Source organism: Exilispira thermophila, assembly GCF_055389015.1.
The window spans coordinates 1,749,830-1,766,278 of sequence record NZ_AP042476.1; the positions used below are offsets into that span (position 1 = coordinate 1,749,830).

Below are 16,449 nucleotides of genomic sequence, written 5' to 3' on the forward strand. Positions count from 1 at the left end.
TCAATTTGATATTATTTATTATATCAAGCAAACACAACTAAGATACTTCTTCATATCTAAATGTTAGTAATGTTAAAATAAAAAATAGAAAAAACATACCTAATAGAACAAAAAGATTAGTATAAACAAAAATAAGATTTTGCCCTAAAAGCATACTGGAATAAAGAAGTTTTGTGAAATGATAAACTGGATTTGTATATGCAACATATAAGAAAAATTTAGGTAACATTTCTAAAGGGAAATAAACTCCAGATGTAAACATTAAAACCATATTTAATATTTGACCTATAGCACTAGAAGTCTCTTCGGATTGGATAATTCCAGCGAGGAAAAATCCTATGATTGAAAATGTAAAAGCTCCAATAATAAAAGATACAACAAATGCAAAAATGTTTATATTTACTCTTACTTTAAAAATTAAAAAAGCTGTTATAAATAATAAAAATGTTTGTATAATACCCGTTATGAATCTCTGTAGGACAAGACTAATAGTAAAGTGTGATTTTTTTAAAGGTGTAAATAGAAATCTTTTTAAAAAACCCATTTTTCTATATGAAACGATAATTGATGGGATTGAAAAAAAAGAATTTTGCATAAGAGAAATTGCAATCATTCCAGCAAAAAGAAAGTATATGTATTTATATGTAAGGCCATTTCTTTTAATTATATTTGTTTTATATTCTAAAGGAATTTTAATTTGCTGGAAATTTTTTAAAATGTACAGGTTGGTTTTATCTATAAATGATGTTAATATTGAATTTATTTGTTGATTTTTTTCAGAAAGGAAAATTTTTAAAATGTTATTTTTGTCTGTATCTGTATTGTCTATTTTATCTAAAGTAATAAATGCATAAATTCTATTATTAATAATCATTTTTTCTTTATCTTGATAGTCTATAAAAACCACTTTAAAGATCTTGCTTTTGTCAAGAGAATATCTTAATTGTTGAAGCTTGTAAGGAAGATTTGATTCATATTTTTTATCAAATCCAATTTTTATTGTATTAACTTTACTATTATCTGTATTTCCAAATATGTATCCTAAAAACAAAAAGATAAACACAGGAAAAAAATAGATCCAGAATAATGTTCCTTTTGATCTTTTCTGCATTAATGAAAACACATTTATTAAATTATTTACAATTTTTAAATCTTTCATAAAGAACTCCGTTTATTTTAATTTATCAACAATATTATAGTTTATTTATTTTATTTATTTTATTTATTTTATTACAACTTCTGTTTGTTGTTTTAATTAAAAGATTAATTATTATTAGCTGAATTGTTTTTATAAATCTGCCCTGTTTTTAAAAGAAAAACATCTTCTAAAGATGGGTGTTTTATAAAAATATTTTCAATTTTTAAAGAAGTATTTCTTATAGTTAAAAAAAACTGTTCTAAAAATGATTCAATATAGTTTGTATAAATTATATATTTATTTTCTATGTTAATAATTTTTTTTATTTCACTTTTAAAGTTAGTAAAAAATGAATCTAAAATTTGAAAATTTGATTTATTTAAAGAGCTTTTTGTAAATGAAATTGAAATTTTGTTTTCTATATTTGAATTTAAAATTAGATTGGTTGGTGTATCTTTTGCGATCACATTACCTTTATTTATTATAAGTACAATATCTGAAAGTTCTTCAGCTTCATCCATATAATGTGTTGTTAAGATAATTGTTTTTCCATTTTGTTTAAATTTTAGAATAATATCCCATAATTTTCTTCTTGAATTCGGATCAAGTCCAGTTGTTGGTTCATCAAGAAAAATAATTGATGGATCATTAATAACAGCTAATGCTATTTGTAATCTCTTGCTTTCTCCACCGGATAAATTTTTTATTAAAGTATTTTTTTTGTGTTCAAGGTCAACTAATTTTAATGCAGTTTTTGAATCAAACCCTTTATTATAAAATGATCTATAAAGATTGAGAATTTCTATAGGTTTAAGATTTTCCATTAATTGACCATCCTGTAATTGAACACCTATATTTTCCTTTACAAATTTAGAACCAATTTTATTTCCTAAGATAGATATTTGCCCTTCATCAAATTTTCTAATTCCCTCTAGGATTTCAACTGTAGTTGTTTTTCCAGCACCATTAGGTCCTACAATTGTGAAAATTGAACCTATAGGGACTTCAAATGAAATACCTTTTAATGCAATAAATTTATTATAAGATTTTTTGAGATTGTCTACTTTTATTGCAAGATTATTATTCATGATATTATCCTTTAAAAATTTTAAAAGAAGTTAGCAATTTTTAAGAAATGTAATTATTGTTAATTTTGGGTATACAAAAAAATCAACTAATTAATGCACTTTAAGTAATAAAGTACTTTGTAAATATGTCAAGGTTTTAATTTAAATTTTTTTATAAAATCTTAAAAATATAATTGAATTATAAATTTTAAATTCTATAATGTTAATACATGGTATTCTGGTGATTCATATAGATATATATTACCATTTATATTTTTTAGAAAACCCCTTTTTTATTACGGGTTTAATGTTCAAACTATATCTGGTTATAAAAATGTCTATATGAATTTAAAAGGGAATCAGGTTAAAATCCTGAGCTGTCCCCGCAGCCGTGAGTGGTAACGAAACTTCAAAAACCACTGGAATATAATATGTGATTTTGAATTTTATCAAAATTGCAAATATTCCGGGAAGGTGAAGGAGTAGATAGCCACAAGCCGGAAAACCTGCCAGAATATTTAGATGCTTCGGGGTAAAGTGGTGGGAAATCCAAAAAACTCTAATTTATTTGCAAAATCTTACTTTTTAGTTTTTAAAGTGAAAAACTAATCATTTATTAATTTCAAATTTTGTAATGATTAATATCTAAAAAAATAATTTCCCCCATTAACCCCCTAAAATATTTAGGAGATGTGATAAAAATCAATAGCAGGGGATAAAGAAACTGCTTTCAGGCAACGAAAATAAACCTGAAAGCAGATAGGCTTAGGTTCGACATTTAATTTGGTCAAAAAGACCGTTTAGGAGAATGAAGAGCCTACAGCCGAATCAACATAATAATCGGATTTTAACAATCCAGATTGAATAGGAGAATGGATTATTCTCTGTAATAAATATCGTAAAGAATCTGCTTTCAATTAAAAAAAAATAATTGGAGGAGGCAGATGAAACTATCAGTTGGAGTTGATTTACACAAGCATCAAATGACGGTATGTATAAAAAATTTAGAACAAAGGATTGCAGATATTAATTGGAAATTTTCTACAAAAAAAGAAGGATATATGGAATTTGTAAGATTGTTAAAGAAATTATCCCAACCAGAAGAAATTGAAATAGCAGTAGAATCTACAGGAAATACAAGATATTTCAAAAGAGAAATGGAAAATTATGGATTTAAAGTACATGTAGTAAATACCTTAAAGTTTAAAGTAATAAATGAATCAATAAACAAAACAGATAAACATGATGCAAGGACATTAGCAGAATTTTTATCAAAAGATATGATACCAGAAGTAAATTTATGTAAAGAAGATAGTAAAAATTTAAGAGATTTATTAAAGCATAGGTCAGTATTAAAAAAGACCAATGTAAGTTTAAAGAATCAAATACATGGAATAATGTTAGAAATGGGTATAGAAACAAAGAATGGACAGCTTAACACAAAAACAGGAAGGGTAAAAATTATAGAACAAATATCGGACCCAATAAAAAAAAGTATAGTATCAGGGATAATAAAAACAATAAATAGTATAGAAAGTTTAATATCAGAAATAGAGAAAGAGCTTTCAAAGATGACAGAAAAAGATGAAGCAGTAAGAATACTAAGGACAATACCAGGATGTGGATTGATAACTTCAATTACTTTAAGGGCTTACATAGATGACATAAATAAATTTAGTTCATATAAAAAGCTTTCTTCTTATTGTGGATTGGTACCATGGGTACAAAATTCAGCAGACAAAGAAAGATATGGGAATATAACTAAAAGAGGTTCACAAGAATTGAGAACAGCATTTGTACAGATGACAATGGGTATGATAAGGGTAAAAAGAGAAAGAGAAAATAGATATATGAAATCTTATAGAAATATGAAAAAAATAAAAGGAAGTGGAAAAGCAATAATAGCAACTTCAAGAAAGTTAAGTAAATTGGTATGGACATTATTAAAAAATGGTTGTGAATATGATCCAGTAAAATCAAATGATATATTGTTAAATAAAGATTATTCCGTTGCCTGAAAGCAATGATTTGAGGTTTTACCTCGTTTATATAAATTAGCAGATTTTTTGATATTTAATATTGATTTTTATAGGAGGGAAAAATGGTTTTAAGCACTTTAGAAAATTTAGCAGGATACAAAGTAAAGAAAATTCTGGGTGTAGTTTCTGGTAATACAGTTAGAACAAGACATCTTGGGCAGGATATTGCAGCTGGATTAAAAACAATAGTTGGCGGTGAAATTAAAGGATATTCTAATCTTTTAACTGATTCAAGGGAACAAGCTCTTGAAAGAATGACAAAAAATGCTGAAGAATTAGGTGCAAATGCTGTTTTAGGAATAAGATTTAATACCTCTCAAATAATGGCTGGAGCTGCTGAAATTTTAGCTTACGGTACAGCTTGTGTTGTTGAAAAAGAATTTTAAATTATAACTTCTTTTTTTTCAGTTGCAATATCTATCTTAAGTTTAGAGTTTTTTTTATCAATAATGTTTAAAAGCCAGCTTTTTATATAGTCTAATTGTTTATCTGTTCTTGAAGGATCATGATGATGGAAAATAAGCTTTTTAATGTCATAATTAAGACCAACTTTTAAAACCCACTCATAATATGAATGACCCCATCCTTTATATTTTGAATAATATTCTTTTTTTGTATATTGAGAATCATAAATAACCAGATCAGCTCCTGCTACAAAATTGTTCACTCTTTCATTTAAATTTTGTGTCATTTCTTCCGCTTCATTAAAAGCATCCCTATCTATACCTTCATCATCTTTATTGAAAAGATTTTGATATACTTCATGGTCATAACATGTAACAACAGTTTTATCTTTATATTTTATTTTATACCCAAGAGTTAATATGGGATGATTTAACAATATTGTATCTATTTCACAATCCATAATTTGATATTTTCCCTCTTTTAATTCATTATCATAGAAAGTAGCAGCTACTTCTGATGAATTAACAGGAAAATATTCATAAGTCATTTGTCCTGTAATAATATCCTTTAAACTTTTCCCTTTAATTGAAAATGGTCCCCAGAATGTCACTTTAGTTCCAGGAATGTAAATAGGGACAAAAAATGGTAACCCCATTATATGATCCCAATGAGTATGACTGATCAAAATATTTATATCAAAAGGTGGTTTGTAATTTTTTAAAAGATAATCTCCAAGATTTTTAATCCCTGTACCAGCATCAATTATTAAAAAAGTATTATTATCAAATTCTAATAGAATAGAGGTTGTATTACCCCCATATTTTTTTGTATTTATTCCAGGTGTTGGCAGGGAGCCTCTGGTTCCGAACATTGTTACTTTCATTAATCCTCCACAATCTTAAGAAAAATTTGAGCATCTTTAATTTTTGTCCTTATTTCATTCTGATTTTCTTCTAATAAATCTAAATCAATTTTATGTTTATCAGATAGATCATACATAAAATCAAGGTCATAATATTTATTACCAGAAAATCCAATTTCTAAATATTTTACAAACATATTAGACAATACAATGCTAATAAAAAAAAGATCTTTAGATTGTTTGATAAATTCTACATTATGATGATTTTTAATTATATTTTGTATCTCTTCACCGAAATTCCATTTTTCAGCTATCAATAAACCAACTTCATTATGATTAATTCCTAACATTTCCTGTTCAACTAAATATAATGGAATCTTCTTTACATCAGATTGATGAATAACTTTTAAATATTCTTCAGGAAAGGTCATATTAAGTAAAATTTTTCCAATATCATGTAAAAGTCCCCCAATAAAATAAGATTCTACCAATTTTTTATCTACTCTTTTGTGAATAGCAATTGTTTTAGCTGTTACTCCAACTGCAATAGAATGTTTCCAGTAACTATCTATATTTAAAGCTTTGAAATATTTATCAGAATTAAAATTTTTAAGAACAGAAGAGGAAAGGGCTAAATTTTTTACTGTATTTATCCCCAGCATAACTATAGCTTGAACTAAAGAAGTAATTTTATTAGGTAAAGAAAAATATGCTGAATTAACAAGTTTAATTACCTTTCCTGTTAATACTGGATCCAATGAAATAACTTTGTTTAACTCTGCAGCAGTTATATTCATCTTATTGGACAATTCAATAACCTTACTTGTAGAAACAGGTAATGAAGGTAAATATTCAAGATTTTTTTTAATTTTATTAATAATTTTTTCCATACAACCTCTTATAATTAATTACACCAAAATATATAATAAAGCATTTTGTACAAAAATAAAACATAAAAAGCCAGGAATTATCTTTTTAATTTTTAATTATACTTAAATTCTTATTATTACTATTTTTTTATTATAATTACTCTTTCGGTAAAATATCTATTTCTTCATTATTAGTATCTTCAATAACATTGTTATTTGAATTTATACTTTTATCTCTCAATTTATTGTTTTTTTCCTCTTCATCATTTTCATCTAAAACAAACACTTCTATTTGCTCATCTAATTTTAAAGAAACCCTTTTATTTTCATTTGCAACTTTATCTATTTCTGAAATTACTGTATCTATTTTTTCAATTCCACGAATTATCTCTTCTGTTGCATTTTTTGTAACTTTTGTAATATTATTTAAAGTTTGAATTGCTTCTATTATTTGCTTATTTCCTGTCTGCATTTCCTGCATGAGCAGCTTCAATTGCTGCATTCATAGCTAACAAATTTGTTTTTTCTGAAATATTTGCTATCATTTTATTTGTTTCAAGTAATGTTTCAGAATGAGATTCTATTTCAGTTACCAATTTTGTAAGAATATCAATATTTTTATTACCTTGATTTGAAGCTTCAGTCAATTTTTCTACTGAATTTGCAGCATTTTCTACAGTTCTTGTAACCTGCTGAATGTTGGAAACCATTTCTTCTATTGCAGCTGACGACTCATTTATACTTGATGCTTGTTCCTCTATTGAATCATTTAAACTATCTATATTTCTTGTCATTTGTTCTATAGCTGCTGATGTTTCTTCAACTGATGAAGATTGATCTGAAAGTAAGGTTTTCTCTTTTTCAATATTTTTATTTATCACTGAAATAGCATTATTAACATCACCAACTTTTGTAACAATAATTTCTGAAATAGAATTTAAATTCAAAACAGAATCTCTAATTTCCTTAATAAGGGATCTTAAATTTTGAGTAACTTTTTCAATTGTAGTAGTTAAAATACCAAGTTCATCATTTCTATGAATAGAAAGGTAAGTTTTAAAATTACCTTTCTCAATCAATTTCATATGTTTAACTATATCATAAATCGGTTTAATTAACCCTTTAATAGGTAAATATACAATTAAAAAGAAAAACACTAATATTATTAATAACCCTGATATAATTGATATATAAACATATTTTTGTATCCGGTTTTTTTGATTATTAATAATTTCAATTGCTTTATTTATAATTTTATTTTGTACATTAACTAGGTCAATGAACCCTTTTTCAATACTCCTTATTTTTAAAGATAATTCAGTAAATTGAATAAAATTTTCTTTATATAGCTCTAGTTGTTTTAAAATACTATTTTTTAAAGAATTATTAATATTTGATTTCTTTACATCAGTGATTATAGTTTTAAAATCAGAATTCCATTTGTCAATATATTGTTTATCCCCTCTTATAATAAAGTCTTTTTCTCTTCTTCTTAACATCAACATATCAAAACCAAGTTTATAATTATTAGCTTTATCAATTTCAGCTTCAACTTTATGAATAGAATCTCTAAATGCTCCTCTTTTACCATCTTTTTCAGTTAAACCAAACTCATTTACAAGGTTAACATATTCTATAGCTTTAGAAGTTAAATTTTCATATCCTTTTTTTAATAGGATCAAATCATTTGTTATATTTTTTTTATTTAGTTTTATAGCATCATCAATAATTTTATTCATTTTGTTGACATTGTTTTGTATTGTTTCAATATGAGACATATCATGATCTTTCCAGAAAGTTGTATAGTGTGTAATATTTCCATCGAATAATAAAGTTGTTATTGATATACCCTTTTGAATATTAACATAATCAGTTAAATCATTAAATTCATAAATAATAAATGCAAAAACAAAAATTGTAATTACAGCAACTACAATCAATGATACAGCAATTCTTGTTCTTAAATTCATATAACACTCTTATTACATTATTTTTATAATTGTTTGATAACAGGACAATCTCTATCTTTAATAAAACAAATTGCAATAATTTATAATTATTGCTTTTATTATCATTATAAATAATTTTTCTAAAATCTCAAATTAATTTAATTTTTAAATTCAAGAAAATATTAATTACTAATGATCTTTATACATTTAAAGCATATCAAGAAAAAACTATTGGGATAAATATCTGGGTTAAAAATTAGAAAAAATTTAGTACAGATGTTTCCTTTTTATCTCTCTTAAAATACAATAAGGTAGGTAACTACATTTTAAACACTTAATATTTTCAGGATCAAACTCTTCAGGATTGCAAGCTACAATTGTATCACCAAGCTGTATGACTAAATTTTGTAATTTTTTTATTTCAAAATCAGAAAAATAAATATTATTAATTAATTTATATAAACTTTGTTGTAAAAAAAATTTATCATCTTCTGTAATATTCTTACTTCTATTTTTAAAGTTGTTAACAAAACTATTTTTTTTCTTTAATCCAATACCCAATTTAACATTTTTCCTGAACATAAAAAGAAAAACTATATAACCAATTAATAATCCTGTTAAATGAGCAAAATGAGCAACATTGGAAGATACATTAAAGCCTAGAAGTAAATCAATAATAGCAAAAACCACAGGTGTATATTTTGCTTTTATTGGTATTACAAAAAATAAAAGTATTAATTCATCTGGAAAAGTTAGAGCAAAACCAATTAATAAAGCATAAATAGCTCCAGATGCACCTATCATAACAATAGCACCCTGACCCAATAATAGATAAATAACAGCTGCTACTGCTCCTGTTAATACACCACTTAAAAGGTAAAAAATAATAAATTTTTTTCTACCCCATAACATTTCAAGAGGTATCCCAAACATAAATAGAGCAAACATATTCCAGAAAATATGGGAAAAGCTACCATGAAGAAAAAAATAAGTAAAAGTTTGCCATAAAAATGCTTTTTTAATAAAAAGGACAGGGACCATACCCAAAGTATAAAATATCTGGATAATACTTGTCCTTAAAACAATATTAACAATAAAATAAACAGCAAAATTAATAATAATTAATAAATAAACACCATTAAATTTTTTTTCCTTATAATACATACTAATCCTTTTATATACATCATATTTAGCTTCAGATTTATTAAGTATTCATAGATAAATATAACAATTTTTCTTTTTAAATCAAAGCAGAAATTTTCTTAGCTACATGTAAAAGTTCTTCTTTTGATTTTTCATTATTTATTTTTATAAAGAGTGTAATTATTTCTATTAATTCATCTTTCTTGTATTTACCTTTTAAATATATTCCATCAATATCTTTAAAAAATTCTTCATTTAATTCAACTAGAGGTTTAAACTTATAAATTTCCTTTGGAATATATACATCTTTCTTAACTTCTTTTAATTTTTTGACTAAAATATTGTCATAATCGAGTTCGAGCTCTTTTAATATAGGATCTGAAGCCCCTTGGCAAATGTATTTATCATCAGAATTTGTAAATATAGCAATTGCATCTATATTATAATTAGACGAAAATTCCTTCGATATTTGATCAAATGGAGATTCTTGAATTGTTTCAGCTCCTTCTATTATATTATCTAATTCTTCAGTTGATAAAGCAATTTCAGAAAGGTCAGTTTCCTGTTCTTCACCCATTTTTTCCTCATTATCACCTAAATCACCAAGATCTGGAGCTTCCATTACTTTCTCATGATTTTCTTCACCAATTTCTTCTGAAACAATAGCTTCTTCCTTACCTATTTTTTCTGGTTCTTCTTCAAATACTTCTTCTTCTGGTATTTCAGTTTCATTCTGCTCTTCTACTTTTTCCTCTTCTTCTTCTAATGAAGGCATCTCTTCTTCTGTTTCTTCTAAAATGGGTTGTTGTTCCATCTCTTCTGAAGGTAATTCTTCACCTTTTTCCTCTTCCAATACTTCTTCTTTTCCTTCTTCTTTAATTTCTGGTTGTTCCTCTTCTATTTCTAATCCTTCACCTTCTTCTAAAAATCCTTCTTCTGTTGATGGTTGCTCTATTTCTTCTTCTTCCTCTTCAAGTTCTGGTAATTCAAAACTTTCTTCTTCTGTTTCACCTGGCTCTTCTATTTTTTCCTCTTCCTCTTCAAGTGAAAGAATCTCTTCTCCTATTTCTGGTAATTCCATCTCTTCTTCTGATTCTTCTAAAATGGGTTGTTGTTCCATCTCTTCTTGAGGTAACTCTTCACCTTTTTCCTCTTCCAATACTTCTTCTTTTCCTTCTTCTTTAATTTCTGGTTGTTCTTCTTCTATTTCTAATCCTTCACCTTCTTCTAAAACTCCTTCTTCTGTTGCTGGTTGTTCTGTTTCTACTTCTTCCTCTTCAAGTTCTGGTAATTCAAAACTTTCTTCTTCTGTTTCACCTGGCTCTTCAATTTTTTCCTCTTCCTCTTCCAGTGAAGGAATCTCTTCACCTATTTCTGGTAATTCCATCTCTTCTTCTGATTCTTCTAAAATGGGTTGTTGTTCCATCTCTTCTTGAGGTAGCTCTTCACCTTTTTCCTCTTCCAATACTTCTTCTTTTCCTTCTTCTTTAATTTCTGGTTGTTTTTCTTCTATTTCTAATCCTTCACCTTCTTCTGAAACTCCTTCTTCTGTTGCTGGTTGTTCTGTTTCTACTTCTTCCTCTTCAAGTTCTGGTAATTCAAAACTTTCTTCTTCTATTTCACCTGGCTCTTCTATTTTTTCCTCTTCCTCTTCCAGTGAAGGAATCTCTTCACCTATTTCTGGTAATTCCATCTCTTCTTCTGTTTCTTCTAAAATGGGTTGTTGTTCCATCTCTTCTTGAGGTAGCTCTTCACCTTTTTCCTCTTCCAATACTTCTTCTTTTCCTTCTTCTTTAATTTCTGGTTGTTTTTCTTCTATTTCTAATCCTTCACCTTCTTCTGAAACTCCTTCTTCTGTTGCTGGTTGTTCTGTTTCTACTTCTTCCTCTTCAAGTTCTGGTAATTCAAAACTTTCTTCTTCTATTTCACCTGGCTCTTCTATTTTTTCCTCTTCCTCTTCCAGTGAAGGAATCTCTTCACCTATTTCTGGTAATTCCATCTCTTCTTCTGTTTCTTCTAAAATAGGTTGTTGTTCCATCCCTTCTGAAGGGAACTCTTCACCTAACTCTTCAGTTTTTTCCTCATTAAAAGCTTTTTCAAATTCTTCTGTTTCGCTTAATTCTACATCTTTATTAACTTCTTCTGGAATTTCTACTCCATATGTATCTTCAAATGATACTTCTAAATTTTCCTCTCCAGAAGGTATTTCTAATTCTTCTTTTTCTTCTGCATGTTTTTCTTCTTCAATTGAAGTTTTCTCAGGTTCAGCTACTTCTTCAACAAGTGTTTTTAATTCAAGATCAACTTCCTCTTCTTTTTCTGGTAGAACTTCCTCATCAAAATATTGTCTCTTTTTCTCTTCATCAGATATTGAACTTAAAAATTCTTCCTCCTCTTTTCTATCAATAGCTTTTTCTGGTACAAATTTTTCAGTAATTTCCTCTTTCTCTTTTGTAAATAGTGAAAGTAGAATATAGAACAAAAGAGCAATAATTGTTATAACATAAAATGATACAATAAAAAAATTAAGTTTAGAAATATTTAATTGGCTTTTATCAAAAACTACTGCAGATTTAAAATTATTACCTGTTTTTTTATAAAAAACATAATAATCATATTTATCTAATTTAACTGGTCCTATTATCCCATCATTTTTGGAAGAAGCTACTGTATAAAAAAGATTATTCAAATCTTTTTTATATTTCAATACACTTTTGTTTAGATTATAAACAATTAAATTTAAATTTTTTATAAGGGTCATTGATTCAATTGAAGTAGATGCATTTTTTGTAATTTCTTTCAAAAAATATTGAGGAACATAATGAAATAACAAAACACCCTGAACTTTACCAAATTCTGTAACTTTATATGGAATCACAATATTTGAATCTGAAAAAGGATCAACAACAAAATCATTATTAAGAAGATCATTATAAAAATTCAAATTAATTGTTTGATTATTTAATTTCTTATATGGCGGATAAGTAAAAAATATTTTTCTATTTTTATTGATTAATGAAATTGCATAACAATAAGGATATTTTTTAGTATAATCATATAAAATTTTATAAGTATTTTCATTAATTTTATTCTCTTTTATAGCATTAATGACATCATCATTTTCAGCTATTAATGAAATCCTTGACTTTTCTATATCAACTAAAGATAAAAATGTTTTATTTACAATATCAACCTGTTTAAAATATCTATCTCGTGTAGATTTTGTAAGTAAATTTACATCAATTGGAATAACATTAAAAAGAACTAAAACTAGAAATATTACAAATAAGAATAGGGAAATAAAAATTGATAGTAATATATTTTTTAAACTTTTATCCATATAATTTCTCCTCCATTTGCTCCTTGCCTTTAATTTATAAATTAAGAATTTCATCTTCTAATTCTTCTATATTATCTTCATTATCTTCTTTTTCCTTAACTTCATCTTTTTTTTCTTTTTTTAGTTTTTTAGTTTCTTTATTTTTTTTATTTATATTATTATCTATTATTTTTTCAGTTTTTTCAAGTTTTTTATTTGATTTAGCAATTGATTTATATTCTAAAAAATATGAATAATATCTATCAAAAAATATAAGTACAATAATAATAAAAATCAACAATAGAGAAAAAAGAATAATTTCAAGTGTTGTAAACCTTTTATATCCTTTTACAATATAAGTATTATCACTAAATTTATCAAAAGAATAAGAAAAATAATAATAAAAAATATTTCTTTTAAAATTTAAATTAGAATATATATGATACCCATAATTTTCAATTTCCTGCAAATAATTAGGTTTTAATTTATAAAATTTTAAATTATTTTCATTTTTCATAAAGATATAAATATTATTATTTTTAAAAATAAATGAGTAAAAAATACCTCTATTTTTATCCTGAAAAAGTTTTAAAGGTTCCGCTTTTAAATTTGAAACAACTGTAACATAATCTTTAACTTCATTAGAATCAATAAAATTATGTAAAGCTTCATAATAAGAAAGGTTTAAAATATAATAAAAATACTTTAAACCTAAAATAAAATCATTATTTAATTTGTCCTTGTTTATTTTTTTGCCAATATTAATATTTTGATAATTAAAATTTAAATTAATACTCTTATTCTCTTCAACTTTTTTTTCTTCAGGTGTTTTTGCCTGATCGCGTTTAATATTGTATTTCCGCTTTGTATTAAATTTTTCTATAAAAAAGGTTTTAACATTAAAAAAAATGTTTTTAAAAAATTTGACAATATTCAATAAAGTGTTTTTTATAAATAAATAAGTTTTAGTAATCCCATTTGAAACATGATAAGAAACCTTTTGAATAAAAGAAGCATTTGAATCATAATATTTACTTTTTATATTTGTACATGAAAAAATTGTAAACAAAATTAAAATAAATATTAAGATTAAACTACCACTGAAAATCAACTTTTTCTTTTTCATATCTTTTTTTTCGGTTATTTTTATAAAAAATAAAAAAAAAAGAGGTAAATAATGAAGTTTAAACTTATTTCAAAGTTTTCACCTTCTGGAGATCAGCCAAAAGCAATTAAGGAAATTATGGAACAATTTTCAAAAGGGAATACAGTTCTAACATTACTAGGAGTAACAGGCTCTGGAAAAACTTATACAATAGCAAATATTATTGAAAAATTGAATATTCCAGCTTTAGTTATTTCCCACAACAAAACTTTAGCAGCTCAGCTTTATAGGGAATTTAAAAATTTTTTTCCTGAAAATGCTGTTGAATATTTTGTTTCCTATTTTGATTATTATCAACCAGAAGCTTATCTCCCTAAAAAGGATTTATATATAGAAAAAGATAGCTCAATAAATGATGAGATAGAAAGACTTAGATTAAAAGCAACTGAATCACTACTTTCCAGAAATGATGTAATCGTTGTATCAACAGTTTCTTGTATTTATGGTATAGGAAATCCAGAAGAATATAAAAATCAAAGGATCTTATTAGAAACTAATAAAAGCTACAACCTTGAAGAACTTTTGTATTCACTTATTTCTATTTTTTATGAAAGGTCAGATTATGAATTTATAAGGGGTAAATTCAGGGTAAAAGGTGATATCCTTGATATTTATCCTGCATATTCACAAAATGCTTTGAGATGTATGTTTTTTGAAGATATATTAGAAAAAATGTACACATTTGATCCTGTAAGTGGAGAAAAAATTAATGATATTGAAAGATTCTATATATATCCAGCTAAACATTTTGTAATTAATCCTGTAGTTAGAGACAATGCTTTAAAAAAAATAGAAGAAGAACTTGGTGTCAGATACCAACAACTATTAAAAGAGGGTAAAGTTTTAGAAGCAGAAAGGTTATTATCAAGAACTAATTACGATTTAGAAATGATTAGAGAGATGGGATTTGTTAAAGGGATTGAAAACTATTCAAGACATTTTAGTGGAAGATTACCTGGACAACCTCCTGCAACTCTATTGGATTATTTTCCAGAAAATTTTTTAATTGTTATAGATGAATCTCATGTAACTATCCCTCAGATAGGTGGAATGTATTATGGTGATTATTCAAGAAAAAAATCATTGATTGAATATGGTTTTAGATTGCCATCAGCTTTTGATCATAGACCATTAAAATTCAATGAATTTGAAAAATATTTAAAAAATGTAATTTTTGTGTCTGCTACACCTGGTCCTTATGAAAAAAAACACTCATATAAAATAGTTGAACAAATAATTCGACCTACTGGTTTACTTGATCCTGAAATAGAAATTAGACCTACTGAAAATCAAATTCCAGATCTGGTTAAAGAAATCAATGAAAGATTAAAAAATGATGAAAGGATCCTTGTTTTAACCTTAACTAAAAAAAATTCAGAAGACCTTTCTAAATACTTTGAAAAATTAAAAATACCTGCTAAATATTTGCATTCAGAAATTGATACTATAGAAAGGGTAGAAATTCTAAAAGAATTTAGAGAAGGAAAATTTAAGGTTTTAGTAGGAATAAATTTACTTAGAGAAGGGCTTGACCTCCCAGAGGTAACACTTGTCGCAATAATTGATGCTGATAAAGTTGGATTTTTAAGATCTGAAACTTCATTAATACAAATGATGGGTAGAGCAGCTAGAAATGTACATGGAAAAATAATCATGTATGCTGATAGAATATCTAACTCAATGGAAGCAGCAATAAACGAAACTAAAAGGAGAAGAAAAATTCAAAATGAATACAATGTAAAACACAACATTACTCCCAAATCTATTAACAAAAAGATAGAAAATATTATAGTTAGCCATAAAAAAGAGGAACAATTAAAAGAAGACCTTGTTTATGAAGACCTTATTAAAAAATTAAATCCTCTTAACCCAAAAGAAAAAAAGAAAATTATTAACATATTAAAAAAACAGATGGAATATGAAGCTAAAAACTGGAATTTTGAACAGGCAATTATTTTGAGAGATAAAATAGAGGAATTGAAAAATTCTTAAAATTACCTTAGACTGGAATATCCAAAAATAAAACTATGATGGCATTCCTGATGTAACCACTCCTCTTTTTGAGAAAGATTTAAGTTTTAATATAGTTTGCAAGAAAGAAACTAAGGGAAGTGAAGGTAATGGAGAAGAAGGTGGTAATGTTCTTAATTAATTAATTGAATTGAATAAAAAATTATTTTAATTATTTTTTTCGTATAATCTTTTATAAAGTCTTTTATAGGTATTTTTTTCTCTTCCTTCATATTTTCCATTCCAAATAGAAGTCCAAGTATCAAATATTAATTTAACATCTTTTTCAAATTTGTAATCATTACTTTTGCTGTAATTAGCGTAGCATATTGTTACCATTTCCATATAAAAATCTCTAACTTTATCTTTACCTCCCACAGTAAGTAGCCATTTTTTTCTTCTTTCATCCTCATCTTTAATATCAGAGTAGAAATAATTTGCGGGGTATAAATATAATTTATCTATAATAACCATGTTTTCTTT

Annotated in this window: 13 protein-coding genes and 1 riboswitch; of the genes, 3 read left to right on the forward strand and 10 right to left on the reverse strand. The window is 25.7% G+C overall.

Going from position 1 to position 16,449, the window contains the following annotated elements:
* Nucleotides 1–37: 37 nt before the first annotated feature.
* Entirely contained in the window at nt 38–1,159 is a 1,122-nt protein-coding gene (locus tag ACZ5EC_RS07390; RefSeq protein WP_464301845.1) for an ABC transporter permease, read from the reverse strand.
* A 104-nt stretch (nt 1,160–1,263) separates the two neighbouring features.
* The gene (locus ACZ5EC_RS07395; protein WP_464301846.1) at nt 1,264–2,226 is read right to left on the reverse strand and encodes an ABC transporter ATP-binding protein; all 963 of its coding nucleotides are present in this window, start codon (nt 2,224–2,226) and stop codon (nt 1,264–1,266) included.
* A 285-nt stretch (nt 2,227–2,511) separates the two neighbouring features.
* Nucleotides 2,512–2,733, forward strand: a riboswitch (cobalamin riboswitch).
* A 416-nt stretch (nt 2,734–3,149) separates the two neighbouring features.
* On the opposite strand from ACZ5EC_RS07395, the gene ACZ5EC_RS07400 reads away from it, so the two are divergent.
* Both ACZ5EC_RS07400 and ACZ5EC_RS07405 read left to right on the forward strand, forming a co-directional pair.
* A complete protein-coding gene (locus tag ACZ5EC_RS07400; protein ID WP_464301847.1) occupies nt 3,150–4,223 on the forward strand; it encodes an IS110 family RNA-guided transposase in 1,074 nt (357 codons plus the stop codon).
* 83 nt (nt 4,224–4,306) lie between these two features.
* A complete protein-coding gene (locus tag ACZ5EC_RS07405) occupies nt 4,307–4,630 on the forward strand; it encodes a YbjQ family protein (RefSeq protein WP_464301848.1) in 324 nt (107 codons plus the stop codon).
* On the opposite strand, the gene ACZ5EC_RS07410 is transcribed toward ACZ5EC_RS07405, so the two are convergent.
* The 7 genes from ACZ5EC_RS07410 to ACZ5EC_RS07440 all read right to left on the reverse strand — a co-directional run bounded on the left by ACZ5EC_RS07410 (nt 4,627) and on the right by ACZ5EC_RS07440 (nt 13,917).
* Nucleotides 4,627–5,532 carry an MBL fold metallo-hydrolase gene (locus ACZ5EC_RS07410; protein ID WP_464301849.1) on the reverse strand — a complete coding sequence of 302 codons (906 nt, stop codon included), beginning with the start codon at nt 5,530–5,532 and terminating at the stop codon, nt 4,627–4,629. The two genes, ACZ5EC_RS07405 and ACZ5EC_RS07410, sit on opposite strands and share 4 nt — an antisense overlap.
* The gene (locus ACZ5EC_RS07415; RefSeq protein WP_464301850.1) at nt 5,532–6,401 is read right to left on the reverse strand and encodes an HDOD domain-containing protein; all 870 of its coding nucleotides are present in this window, start codon (nt 6,399–6,401) and stop codon (nt 5,532–5,534) included. The genes ACZ5EC_RS07410 and ACZ5EC_RS07415 overlap by 1 nt, the downstream gene beginning before the upstream one ends.
* Nucleotides 6,402–6,537: 136 nt before the next feature.
* Nucleotides 6,538–6,861, reverse strand: a complete 324-nt coding sequence (locus ACZ5EC_RS07420) for a hypothetical protein (RefSeq protein ID WP_464301851.1) — start codon at nt 6,859–6,861, stop codon at nt 6,538–6,540.
* Nucleotides 6,836–8,350 carry a methyl-accepting chemotaxis protein gene (locus ACZ5EC_RS07425; protein ID WP_464301852.1) on the reverse strand — a complete coding sequence of 505 codons (1,515 nt, stop codon included), beginning with the start codon at nt 8,348–8,350 and terminating at the stop codon, nt 6,836–6,838. The genes ACZ5EC_RS07420 and ACZ5EC_RS07425 overlap by 26 nt, the downstream gene beginning before the upstream one ends.
* A 246-nt stretch (nt 8,351–8,596) precedes the next feature.
* A complete protein-coding gene (locus tag ACZ5EC_RS07430; RefSeq protein WP_464301853.1) occupies nt 8,597–9,493 on the reverse strand; it encodes a rhomboid family intramembrane serine protease in 897 nt (298 codons plus the stop codon).
* Between the two features lie 76 nt (nt 9,494–9,569).
* Nucleotides 9,570–12,812 (reverse strand): cache domain-containing protein, encoded by a 3,243-nt coding sequence (locus tag ACZ5EC_RS07435; protein WP_464301854.1) that lies wholly within the window; start codon nt 12,810–12,812, stop codon nt 9,570–9,572.
* 34 nt (nt 12,813–12,846) lie between these two features.
* Nucleotides 12,847–13,917, reverse strand: a complete 1,071-nt coding sequence (locus tag ACZ5EC_RS07440) for a hypothetical protein (protein WP_464301855.1) — start codon at nt 13,915–13,917, stop codon at nt 12,847–12,849.
* Nucleotides 13,918–13,965: 48 nt separating this feature from the next.
* Here ACZ5EC_RS07440 and uvrB point away from each other — a divergent pair, with 48 nt between their 5' ends.
* Nucleotides 13,966–15,948 (forward strand): excinuclease ABC subunit UvrB, encoded by a 1,983-nt coding sequence (gene uvrB / locus ACZ5EC_RS07445; RefSeq protein WP_464304156.1) that lies wholly within the window; start codon nt 13,966–13,968, stop codon nt 15,946–15,948.
* A 186-nt stretch (nt 15,949–16,134) separates the two neighbouring features.
* Here uvrB and ACZ5EC_RS07450 read toward each other — a convergent pair whose 3' ends face one another.
* The gene (locus ACZ5EC_RS07450; protein ID WP_464301856.1) at nt 16,135–16,440 is read right to left on the reverse strand and encodes a hypothetical protein; all 306 of its coding nucleotides are present in this window, start codon (nt 16,438–16,440) and stop codon (nt 16,135–16,137) included.
* Between the last annotated feature and the right edge of the window lie 9 nt (nt 16,441–16,449).

Excerpts from the sequence above, each read along its gene's own strand:
- ACZ5EC_RS07435 (WP_464301854.1), bottom strand. The coding sequence starts at position 12,812 with ATGGATAAAAGTTTAAAAAATATATTACTATCAATTTTTATTTCCCTA.
- ACZ5EC_RS07400 (WP_464301847.1), top strand. The coding sequence starts at position 3,150 with ATGAAACTATCAGTTGGAGTTGATTTACACAAGCATCAAATGACGGTA.
- ACZ5EC_RS07450 (WP_464301856.1), bottom strand. The coding sequence starts at position 16,440 with ATGGTTATTATAGATAAATTATATTTATACCCCGCAAATTATTTCTAC.
- ACZ5EC_RS07390 (WP_464301845.1), bottom strand. The coding sequence starts at position 1,159 with ATGAAAGATTTAAAAATTGTAAATAATTTAATAAATGTGTTTTCATTA.
- ACZ5EC_RS07395 (WP_464301846.1), bottom strand. The coding sequence starts at position 2,226 with ATGAATAATAATCTTGCAATAAAAGTAGACAATCTCAAAAAATCTTAT.
- ACZ5EC_RS07405 (WP_464301848.1), top strand. The coding sequence starts at position 4,307 with ATGGTTTTAAGCACTTTAGAAAATTTAGCAGGATACAAAGTAAAGAAA.
- ACZ5EC_RS07420 (WP_464301851.1), bottom strand. The coding sequence starts at position 6,861 with ATGCAGGAAATGCAGACAGGAAATAAGCAAATAATAGAAGCAATTCAA.
- ACZ5EC_RS07410 (WP_464301849.1), bottom strand. The coding sequence starts at position 5,532 with ATGAAAGTAACAATGTTCGGAACCAGAGGCTCCCTGCCAACACCTGGA.
- ACZ5EC_RS07415 (WP_464301850.1), bottom strand. The coding sequence starts at position 6,401 with ATGGAAAAAATTATTAATAAAATTAAAAAAAATCTTGAATATTTACCT.
- ACZ5EC_RS07440 (WP_464301855.1), bottom strand. The coding sequence starts at position 13,917 with ATGAAAAAGAAAAAGTTGATTTTCAGTGGTAGTTTAATCTTAATATTT.
- ACZ5EC_RS07430 (WP_464301853.1), bottom strand. The coding sequence starts at position 9,493 with ATGTATTATAAGGAAAAAAAATTTAATGGTGTTTATTTATTAATTATT.
- ACZ5EC_RS07425 (WP_464301852.1), bottom strand. The coding sequence starts at position 8,350 with ATGAATTTAAGAACAAGAATTGCTGTATCATTGATTGTAGTTGCTGTA.